Origin of the sequence: Streptomyces sp. M-16 (assembly GCF_052114405.1) — a bacterium.
In the GTDB taxonomy this organism is placed as follows: Bacteria; Actinomycetota; Actinomycetes; order Streptomycetales; family Streptomycetaceae; genus Streptomyces.
Genome location: NZ_JBFRER010000186.1, coordinates 1 through 9,528, shown reverse-complemented (window position 1 = coordinate 9,528; position 9,528 = coordinate 1). Strand labels below are relative to the sequence as shown.

The window sequence follows — 9,528 nt, the reverse complement described above, 5'->3', positions numbered from 1 at the left end:
CCGCCCCGCCGCCCGGCGCGCCCTCGCCCCGGGCCGCCGGGGCCACGGCCGCCTTGTCCGAGGAGCCGCCGGAGCCGGCGGCGCCGCAGCCGGTGAGCGCGAGGACCCCGGCCAGCGACAGCGCGGCCAGCGCCGCCGCCGTACGGCGTCCGGTGTCGAACCTGTGGGTCGAGCGCATCGTCAGTACCCCCCGGGGATCGGCTGATGTCGCCGCTTCGACGTTCAGGGTGGCGCCGCGGGTTTCGTACGCACGGTTCCGGAGCGGTCCCGATGCGGTCACGTTCCGGCCTCGCCGGGGGGTCTGAGACCATGTGTCCATGCACGAAGCGGACATGCGTACGGACCGGCGGGCCCCCACCCGCCACGTCGTCGTCATCGGCGGCGGCATCGCCGGTCTCGCGGCCGCCCACCGGCTGCTCGCCGACGGCGTCCGCGTCACCCTCCTGGAGGCCGGTCCGCGCCTCGGCGGCAAGCTGTACGCGGGCGAGCTCGCCGGGGTCCCCGTCGACCTCGGCGCCGAGTCCGTCCTCGCCCGCCGCCCCGAAGCCGTGGACCTGGCCCGGGCCGTGGGGCTCGGCGACGCGCTCCAGCCGCCCGCCACCGCGACCGCCCAGCTGTGGACCCGGGGCGCGCTGCGCCCGATGCCGCGCGGCCACGTCATGGGCGTGCCCGGCGACACGGCCCCGCTGGCCGCCTCCGGAGTCCTGTCCGCCGAGGGCCTCGCCCGCATCGCCGCCGACACCGGCCTCCCGCCCACGGAGGTCGGCGACGACGTGGCCGTCGGCGAGTACGTCGCCGCCCGGATGGGCCGCGAGGTCGTGGACCGGCTGGTCGAACCGCTGCTCGGCGGGGTCTACGCCGGCGACGCCTACCGCATCTCGATGCGCGCCGCCGTCCCCGCCCTCTACGAGGCCGTGCGTACCCACCCCACGCTGACCGGGAGCGTCCGCGCGGTCCAGGCGACGGCCGCGGAGCGGACCACCGTCATCGGCGCGGCGGCCACCGGCGCCTTCTTCGCCGGGATCTCCGGCGGCATCGGCCGGCTGCCGATCGCCGTCGCCGGCGCCTGCCGGGCCGCCGGGGCGCGGATCCTGACGGGCGCCGCGGTGAGCGCCATCGGCCGGACGCCCGGCGGCTGGCGGATCACGACCGCCGACGAGGTCCTCGATGCCGACGGGGTGGTCCTCGCCGTTCCGGCCGGGCCCGCCGCCCGGCTGCTCGGCGCGCTCGCCCCGACCGCGGCCGCCGCGCTGCACGAGGTCGAGTACGCCTCCATGGCCCTGGTCACGATGGCCTTCCGGCGCTCCGACCTGCCCGCCTCGATCGCCGGGGGCGGCGCCAGCGGGTTCCTCGTACCGCCCGTCGACGGCCGGACGATCAAGGCCTCCACCTTCTCCAGCAACAAGTGGGCCTGGGCCGGGGCCGATCCGGACCTGTTCCTCCTGCGGACCTCCGTGGGCCGGCACGGCGACGAGGGCGACCTCGGGCGCGAGGACGCCGAGCTGGTCGGCCTCTCCCTCACCGACCTCGGCGAAGCCGTCGGCCTCGCGGCCCGGCCGGTGGCCTCCACCGTCACCCGCTGGGACGGCGGACTGCCGCAGTACCCCGTGGGCCACCTCGCCCGGGTCGCCCGGATCCGGGCCGCCGTGGCCGAGCTGCCGGGCCTCGCCGTCTGCGGAGCCGTCTACGACGGGGTCGGGATCCCGGCCTGCGTCGCGAGCGCCGGGAAGGCCGCCGACGCGGTGACGGCCGGGATGGCCGCGATGGCCACCCCTGGCACGGACCACTGATCAGCACACGGGACAATGGACACATGACTGCACCAGAGAAGATCCCCAACGCGGGGAAGAAGGCGAAGGACCTCAACGAGGTCATCCGTTACACCCTGTGGTCCGTCTTCAAGCTGAAGGACGTCCTTCCGGAGGACCGTACCGGCTTCGCCGACGAGGTCCAGGAGCTCTTCGACCAGCTGGCCGCCAAGGACATCACCGTCCGCGGCACCTACGACGTCTCCGGCCTGCGCGCCGACGCCGACGTCATGGTCTGGTGGCACGCGGAGACCGCGGACGAGCTGCAGACCGCGTACAACCTCTTCCGCCGCACCAGGCTGGGCCGCGCCCTGGAGCCGGTGTGGTCGAACATGGCCCTGCACCGCCCGGCCGAGTTCAACAAGTCCCACATCCCGGCCTTCCTGGCCGACGAGGTCGCCCGCGACTACGTCAGCGTCTACCCCTTCGTGCGCTCGTACGACTGGTACCTGCTGCCCGACGAGGACCGCCGCCGCATGCTCGCCGACCACGGCAAGATGGCCCGCGGTTACCCGGACGTGCGGGCCAACACCGTCGCCTCGTTCTCTCTGGGCGACTACGAATGGCTGCTGGCCTTCGAGGCGGACGAGCTCTACCGCATCGTCGACCTCATGCGCCACCTGCGTGCCTCCGAGGCCCGGATGCACGTCCGTGAAGAGGTGCCCTTCTACACCGGGCGCCGCAAGTCCGTCGCCGATCTGGTGGCCGGACTCGCCTAGACCTCCCCTGGGGGGAAGGACCGGGGGACCGCTCGTGACACAAGAGCGGCCTCCGGGGATCGGGAGGCCCTGCCCCCGAATCGACGCAGCCGGAGACCCCGCCCGGAAGTTCAGACGACTGGCGGCAGCAGCGCCCTGGGAGCGCTTGCTGCCCGGTCGTCCAGCGACACCGGTGCGGGCTCCGGATGCGGCGCACACGTGACGCGCCACCCCGGGGTGGCGCCCGTGAGCAGGTACCGCTCCACCCGCCGGTCCACGCAGCCGTTGCGTCCGCCGGCCACCCCGTGGGTGCCCGCTCCCTCCTCCGTGACCAGCGAGGCCCCGCCGCCGAGCCGCCGTTGCAGCTCCAGCGCACCCGGGTACGGGGTCGCCCCGTCCCGTTCCGCCGCCACGATCAGCGTGGGGGGCAGCCGCCCCGGACCCGCCCCGACGTCGGCGGGCCGTTGCCGCCCGGCCACCGGCCAGGAGGCGCACGGCAGGTTCAGGAAGGCGTTGGCCCAGGTCTCGAAGGGCGCGCGGCGGGCCAGTTCGGTGTTGTCGCGGTCCCAGGTCTCCCAGTCGGCGGGCCACGGGGCGTCGTTGCACAGCACCGCGGTGTACACGGCTGTCGCGTTCTCCGCCTCCGCCGCCGTCCGCGGATCGCGCGCGGCCTGACGCGTCAACGGCTCCGCGTCCCCGCGCAGGAAGGCCGCCAGGGCCGCGGCCCGCTCCGGCCAGACGTCGTCGTAGTACGCCGTCTGGAGGTACGCGGCGTGCAGTTCGCCGGTCCCCACGACCCCGCCCGCGGGAGTCCGGGCCACGGCCGCGCGGACCCGCTCGTAGGCCGCCCGTACCGCCCCGGGCGTGGTACCGAGCCCGTACACGGCGTGGTGCCGGGCGGTCCAGGCCAGGAAGTCGGCCCAGCGCCGCTCGAAGGCGGGCGCCTGGGCGAGGTTGTCGAGGTACCAGACGCGGCGCGGATCGGGGTCGACGGCCGAGTCGAACACCATGCGGCGCACGTGGTCCGGGTACCGGGTCGCGTACACGGCCCCCAGGTAGGTCCCGTACGAGGCCCCCACGAAGGTCAGCCGGCGCTCGCCGAGCGCGGCCCGCAGCACGTACAGGTCACGGACGTTGTTCAGGGTCGTGTAGTGCGCGAGCGCGGCGCCGGCGTGCCGGGCGCAGCCCCGCGCGTAGGCCCGTGAGGCGGCGAGCCGCTCCCGCTTGTAGGCCGGTGAGGGCACGGCCGGGACCTGGGAGGGGCCGTGCGGCCGTTCGTCCGGGTCCTGGCAGGACAGCGGTGCCGAACCGCCCACTCCGCGCGGGGCGTAGCCGACGAGGTCGTAGGCGGCCGCGATCCGGCTCCACGCGGGCCGGCCCCCGAGCACCGGGAAGTAGGTCCCCGACGCCCCGGGGCCGCCCGGGTTGTACACGAGCGAGCCCTGCCGGACGGCGTCCCCGCGGCCGGTGGCCGGGATCCGGCTGACGGTGAGGGAGATCTGCGGGCCCCCCGGGCGGGCGTAGTCCAGCGGGACCCGCAACGCCGCGCAGCGCACGGCCCCGGGCAGTTCCTCGACGGCGGGGCAGGGACCGAAGCCGAGCCGGGCGGCGCCGGCCCGGCGGGCGGCCAGTTCGGCCCCGGCGTCCTCGGCGGCGGTGCGGGCGTCCCGGGGGGCGGCGGTCGCGGCGGGGGCCGGGAGACACAGGGCGAGGGAGAGGAGCGCCGCGGCGGCTCCGTAACGGTGTGCACGCCTCGTCCGCATCGCGCCCCCTTCGTCTCATCGTCCGATCCGATGAGATGTCAAGTCCGTACCGCTGTACAGGCCCGCGCCCGGGTGTCGCCGCCGCTACCCCCGGTTGCCGTACGCGGGATCAGGAACTGCTGCCGCAGCTGGAGCTGCTGCTGGAACAGCTTGAGCTGCTGCCGCCGCAGCTCGAACTGCTCCCGCCACAGCTGGAGCCGCTGCCGGAACAGCTCGAACCGCCGCTGCCACAGCTCGAACCGCCACCCCCGCAGCCGGATCCGGAGGACCCCCCGCAACCGCTGCTCGAAGAACCGCAGCCGCCCGAACCGGTGGAGGAGCCGCCGTCGCTCGCGGCGCACCAGAGCACCGGGAGGAGGTCGGCGGACGAGGTGGACGAGCTGGACGACGAAGTGCGCGAGCCGTACGACGACCCCGAGCGCGTACGGGCCCGCGACTGGGCCGCGGCCAGCCGCGTGCTCCGGGCGGCGGGCAGCAGCTGCCGCCGCAGGTCCGGATCCCGCAGGCCGCGCAGCCCGAACAGGGCCGTCTGCACGTGATCGGCCGGGTCGCCCGCGTACCGCGCCCGCATCCCGGCCAGCGCCGCCCGGCCCGCCGGGGTGATCCGCCGCCCGGCCCGCTTCGCGCACACGGCGCCGACGGCGATCCCGGCCAGCAGCGCGGGCAGCACCTTGACGATGAACGGCACCTGGGGGGCCGGATCCAGGGCCCACGCCACGAAGGTCAGCGGCAGCGACACCGGCACCAGCATCCCGCACACCAGGGCCTGGACCAGCCCCCACCGCCGCAGCCCGCGCCCCGTGCCGGGCGGGGCGATCAGCCCGCGGGCCGCCAGCCCGTCCCCGGTCTCCTGGACGGCGGGGTCGAGCATGGCGGCGTAGCGCACCTGGTACAGCCACCCCGACGGTGCCTGTCGCAGCGCCAGCAGCACGGCGCGCTCGGCGGGGTCCGTGGCCGGCGCCCCGGGCCGTGCCTGGACGATGCCGGGGCCGCCGCCCGCCAGCCGGCCGTCGCCCAGCAGCGAGACGAGCGCGGCGTCGACGACGGCGCCGGGACCGCCCGCCAGGAAAGCCGCCTCCGACAGGTCGTGCAGGGTGGGCGAGGTCCCGGGCACCCGGGGCCTCGCCCGGAACAGGGCGCGCAGCAGCAGCGCGCTGGAGCCGAGGACTGCGGCCCAGACGGCGATGGCGACGACGTTCACGCGGCTCTCCCCGTCAGGGCGCGGGCCCAGCGCACGATCCGGCCCGGCGGCCGCGCCCCGGACCGGTCCCGCCACCAGGCGGTGAGCCGGCGGCGGGCGGCCGGGTCGGCGGGCAGGTCCTGGATCAGCAGGTGTTCGGCGAAGTCCAGGGCGTCACGGCGGTACCCGGACGTCATGGGCCGGTTGCGGGCGTAGCCGAGGAAGGCCGTGCGGTAGGCGTCGGGCCCGCCCAGCATCTCCGGCAGCTCGGGCGCGACCTTCGCGACGACCGAGGCCCGCTTGGCGGTCAGGGCCCGTGCCTGGACCCGGATCCGCTGCCGGTCGAAGCCCTCGGGCACCGGGGTACCGGCGACCAGCGCCGACAGCAGGGCCGCCTGCCCGAGCCCCACGCGGGTACGGGCGGCGTCGAGGGCCGGCGTGTCCCGCACACCGGGATCCGCGCCACCGCCGTCGGCATCCGGCGCACTCCCGGGGCCCTCCGCGTCGGGCGTGTCCCCGGCGCCGGGCCGGACTCCCGCGGCCGCCGTGCCCGGCCCCGTGCCCGTCGTGGCCGTCACCACCTCGCGGATCCGGACCAGTTCGGCGGCCAGTTCCGCCTCCGCCGGGAAGTCGTCGTCCCGCTCCAGCAGGACCCCCGGCGGGTCCACCCGCTCCCGCAGCGCCGCCAGTACGTCGAGCACCACCGGCGGCACCGGGTGCGCGTGGGTGTCGTGCCACACGCCGTCCCGCTCCACGCCCCCGGCCACGTGCACGTACGCGAGGGCCTCCAGCGGGATCCCGTCCAGCACCCCCGCCGGGTCCTCACCCCGGTTCACCCGGTTCGTGTGCAGGTTGGCCACGTCGATGAGCAGCCGTACGCCGGTCCGTTCCACCAGCTCCGTCAGGAACCGTGCCTCCGTCAGCTCCTCCCCGGGCCAGGAGACGAGCGCGGCGATGTTCTCCAGTGCCAGCGGCACCGGCAGCGCGTCCTGCGCGATCCGGACGTTCTCGCACAGCACGTCCAGTGCGTCCCGGGTGCGCGGCACCGGCAGCAGGTGTCCGGCCTCCAGCACGGGGGAGGAGGTGCGTACGAAGGCGATGTGCTCGGTGACCAGGGGCGCCCCCAGGGCCACCGCCCGCTCCCCGAGCGCGGCCAGCTTCGCCGGGTCGGGGCGGTCGGCGCCGCCGAGGCCCAGCGAGACCCCGTGCGGGACGATCCGCACCCCGCGCTCGCGCAGCCGCAGCAGCGACGCGGGCAGGTGACCGGGGCAGACGTTCTCGGCGACGACCTCGACCCAGTCGAGGTGTCCGAGCCGCTCCACGGCCTCCGCGATCTCCGGCCGCCAGCCGATGCCCACCCCCAGGCGTGCCATGGGCTTCATGGTTCCCCCGCCCCCCCTTCGCCGGCCCCCGCCGGTACTCACCGGCCCGCATCCGTGCTCGCGGTCCGTATGACCGTGTGATGGCCCCGACGGCGCGGGGCCAACCGTGAGGAGGGGACGTTCAGAGCAACATTTGAGGTTCCCGGCTCAGAGCCGGGCCCGCAGCGCCGGGTGGTCCGAGACCACGGTGCAGGAGCCGGGGGCGATCTCGGTGAACCCGGCGTCGCGCACCACCGGCAGCCCGCTCCCGCTGAGCGCGGCCCACCGCTCGCGCGCGGCCGTGCGCACGGCCAGCCGGAAACCGGACTCCCGCCACGCGTCCCGCTCGGCCGGCGTCAGTTCCCACCAGGCCAGCTGCGCCGCGTGCCCGGCCTGGGCCATCGCCTTGCCGGCCGACATGTCGAGGTCCGGGTTCAGCCACAGCACGGGCAGCTCCGCCGCGGCGGGTGCCGCCGGAGCGGGGTCGTCCAGGTCGGTGCCCGAAACCTGCAGCTTGGCCAGCTCCTTGGGCCACCCGTCGAGCGGCACCGGCGGGAAGACCCGGACCTCGGCCCGCTCGCCGTGCACCGTGACGCCCGGGAGGGTCCCCGCCTTGCGCCACTCCGCGCCGCGCGCCCTGCGCACCACCTTGCGGATCCGGGCGTCCTGCCAGTCGCGCACGGCCTCGGCCCACTCGCCCTCGCCGTGCGCCCGTTCGTCCGTCAGCAGCACGAGGACCGCGCGGGCCGCCGTCTCCAGCGCGTCGGTCCGGGCCGGCGGGTCCGCCTTCTCGATCCGCACGACCAGCGGCAGGACGAACTGCGGCGCCCCGTCGCGTGCCGCGTGCTCCTGCCGGAACGGGCTGTCCGCGCCGACGGCGGGTACGTCTGAGGTCTTGGGTGCGTCCTGCGTGCTCATCCGCCCAAGGATGCCAGCCTCCGCCTTGAGGAGGATGTCCCGGGTACGTGCCCCGGGCGAGGATCGGGGTCATGCAGAGTGATCTTTTCGCGTCCGAGAACCTGGCCCGACCGGCCACCGCACCGGGCATGAGCCTTCAGAACGCCAAGTCCGTCAAGTACGCCGTCAACGGCGAGATGCTGGCCCGTCAGGGCTCGATGGTCGCCTTCCGGGGCGACCTCCGGTTCGAGCGCAAGGGCCAGGGCATAGGCGGCATGCTCAAGCGCGCCGTCACCGGCGAGGGGCTCGCGCTGATGTCCGTACGCGGGCAGGGCGAGGCCTGGTTCGCCCACGAGGCGGGCAACTGCTTCATCATCGACTTCGAGCCGGGCGACGCCTTCACCATCAACGGGCGCAACGTCCTGTGCTTCGACCCGACGCTGTCCTACGAGATAAAGATGGTCAAGGGCGCCGGGATGACCGGCGGCGGCCTCTTCAACAGCCTCTTCACCGGCACCGGCAAGCTCGCCGTCGTCTGCGACGGCCACCCGATCATCATCCCGGTGACCCCGCAGGCACCGGTGTACGTGGACACGGACGCGGTCGTCGGCTGGAGCGCCGCGCTGGACACCGGGCTGCACCGCTCCCAGTCGGTCGGCTCGATGATCCGCGGCGGCTCCGGCGAGGCCGTCCAGCTCAAGCTGAGCGGCGAGGGCTTCGTCATCGTGCGGCCGAGCGAGGTCACCGAATCGGCGGCGGGTCACTGAAACTCACCGGAGTCGGCCGCCGCTACGGACGGCGGCGGCCCTGGGTGCTGCGCGGGGTCGACCTGGAGCTCCCGCCCGGGTCCCTGGTCCGGATCGAGGGCRGCAACGGCGGCGGCAAGTCCACCCTGCTGCGGATCCTCGCCGGCGTCGACACCCCCACGGAGGGCCGCGTCGCGGGCCGCCCGCACCGGACCGCCTACGTTCCCGAACGCTTCCCGGCGGCCCTGCCCCTGACGGCCGGTTCCTACCTGACCCACCTGGGCCGGGTGCACGGCCTGACGGGCGCGGAGGCGGCCCGCCGGGCGGCCGCGGGACTGGAGCGGTTCGGCGCCGCCGCGTACGCCCGCACCCCGCTGTCCGAACTGTCGAAGGGGACCAGCCAGAAGGTGGCCGTCGCCCAGGCGCTGCTCGCCGAGCCGGGGCTGCTCGTCCTCGACGAGGCGTGGACCGGGCTGGACGCCCCGGCCCGCGCCGAGCTGGACCGGGCCGTCACCGAACGCACCGCGGCCGGAGGCACGGTGGTCTTCGTCGACCACGACCCGGCGCGCCTCGCTGGCCGGCCGGACGCCCACCACCGGATCGAGGCCGCCGCCCTGGTCCCCGTCCCGGTCGGGGCGGCGCGTCGGCCGTCCGTCCGCATCCACGCGGCCGGCCCGCCCGGCGCCGCCCCGCCGCCCGGCTTCGCCGCCACGCCCGCCCCCGGTGGCGGGGTCCTGCTGACGGTGGACGCCGACCGTTCCGACGCCGTACTGCGCGAGCTGCTCACGGCCCGGCCGCCCTGGCACATCCGCGCCGTGGAGGAACTGCGATGACCGCCCTGCTGCGTTACCAGGCCGCGCTGCTGCTGCGCTCGCAGCGCTGGATCGCCCCGCTCGTCGTCTACGCCGCCTTCGTGGCCGTCGGCATCCGGCCCGGCGACCGCGCCCTGGACTCCCTCGGCTACGCCGCCGCCGGGCTGGTCCCGCAGACGGCCTGGCTGGTCCGGATCTGCGTGAGCGCCGAGCCCCCGGCGGCCCGCGCCTGCGCCGCCGCCGCGGCGGGACCGCCCCGGGTG

Annotated in this window: 8 protein-coding genes and 1 pseudogene; 5 read left to right on the top strand and 4 right to left on the bottom strand. The window is 75.9% G+C overall.

The window, feature by feature from the left end:
• The first annotated feature begins 317 nt into the window (after nucleotides 1-317).
• Entirely contained in the window at nucleotides 318-1,790 is a 1,473-nt protein-coding gene (gene hemG, locus AB4039_RS39940; RefSeq protein ID WP_442273078.1) for a protoporphyrinogen oxidase, read from the top strand.
• 23 nt (nucleotides 1,791-1,813) lie between these two features.
• Complete coding sequence (gene hemQ, locus AB4039_RS39935; RefSeq protein ID WP_266843270.1) at nucleotides 1,814-2,527, top strand: hydrogen peroxide-dependent heme synthase; 714 nt, start codon at nucleotides 1,814-1,816, stop codon at nucleotides 2,525-2,527.
• Between the two features lie 110 nt (nucleotides 2,528-2,637).
• On the opposite strand, the gene AB4039_RS39930 is transcribed toward hemQ, so the two are convergent.
• The 4 genes from AB4039_RS39930 to AB4039_RS39915 form a co-directional block, all read right to left on the bottom strand.
• Nucleotides 2,638-4,269 carry an alpha/beta hydrolase gene (locus AB4039_RS39930; protein ID WP_442273077.1) on the bottom strand — a complete coding sequence of 544 codons (1,632 nt, stop codon included), beginning with the start codon at nucleotides 4,267-4,269 and terminating at the stop codon, nucleotides 2,638-2,640.
• Nucleotides 4,270-4,378: 109 nt separating this feature from the next.
• A complete protein-coding gene (locus tag AB4039_RS39925) occupies nucleotides 4,379-5,470 on the bottom strand; it encodes a TIGR04222 domain-containing membrane protein (RefSeq protein ID WP_442273076.1) in 1,092 nt (363 codons plus the stop codon).
• Nucleotides 5,467-6,831 carry a multinuclear nonheme iron-dependent oxidase gene (locus tag AB4039_RS39920; RefSeq protein ID WP_442273075.1) on the bottom strand — a complete coding sequence of 455 codons (1,365 nt, stop codon included), beginning with the start codon at nucleotides 6,829-6,831 and terminating at the stop codon, nucleotides 5,467-5,469. The genes AB4039_RS39925 and AB4039_RS39920 overlap by 4 nt, the downstream gene beginning before the upstream one ends.
• Before the next feature lie 147 nt (nucleotides 6,832-6,978).
• Nucleotides 6,979-7,728 carry an aminoacyl-tRNA hydrolase gene (locus tag AB4039_RS39915; protein ID WP_266843276.1) on the bottom strand — a complete coding sequence of 250 codons (750 nt, stop codon included), beginning with the start codon at nucleotides 7,726-7,728 and terminating at the stop codon, nucleotides 6,979-6,981.
• A 71-nt stretch (nucleotides 7,729-7,799) separates the two neighbouring features.
• Between AB4039_RS39915 and AB4039_RS39910 the strand changes: the two genes are divergently transcribed.
• The 3 genes and pseudogenes from AB4039_RS39910 to AB4039_RS39900 form a co-directional block, all read left to right on the top strand.
• A complete protein-coding gene (locus AB4039_RS39910; protein ID WP_266843278.1) occupies nucleotides 7,800-8,474 on the top strand; it encodes an AIM24 family protein in 675 nt (224 codons plus the stop codon).
• Nucleotides 8,471-9,286: an ABC transporter ATP-binding protein gene (locus AB4039_RS39905; RefSeq protein ID WP_442273079.1), complete on the top strand. Its 816-nt coding sequence runs from the start codon at nucleotides 8,471-8,473 to the stop codon at nucleotides 9,284-9,286. Before AB4039_RS39910 ends, AB4039_RS39905 begins: the two co-directional genes overlap by 4 nt.
• A pseudogene (locus AB4039_RS39900) lies at nucleotides 9,283-9,528 on the top strand (ABC transporter); the annotation flags it as partial. The gene AB4039_RS39905 and the pseudogene AB4039_RS39900, both read left to right, overlap by 4 nt.

Coding starts and splice junctions, on each gene's coding strand:
- AB4039_RS39920 (WP_442273075.1), bottom strand. CDS start 6,831: ATGAAGCCCATGGCACGCCTGGGGGTGGGCATCGGCTGGCGGCCGGAG.
- AB4039_RS39930 (WP_442273077.1), bottom strand. CDS start 4,269: ATGCGGACGAGGCGTGCACACCGTTACGGAGCCGCCGCGGCGCTCCTC.
- AB4039_RS39910 (WP_266843278.1), top strand. CDS start 7,800: ATGCAGAGTGATCTTTTCGCGTCCGAGAACCTGGCCCGACCGGCCACC.
- AB4039_RS39915 (WP_266843276.1), bottom strand. CDS start 7,728: ATGAGCACGCAGGACGCACCCAAGACCTCAGACGTACCCGCCGTCGGC.
- hemG (WP_442273078.1), top strand. CDS start 318: ATGCACGAAGCGGACATGCGTACGGACCGGCGGGCCCCCACCCGCCAC.
- hemQ (WP_266843270.1), top strand. CDS start 1,814: ATGACTGCACCAGAGAAGATCCCCAACGCGGGGAAGAAGGCGAAGGAC.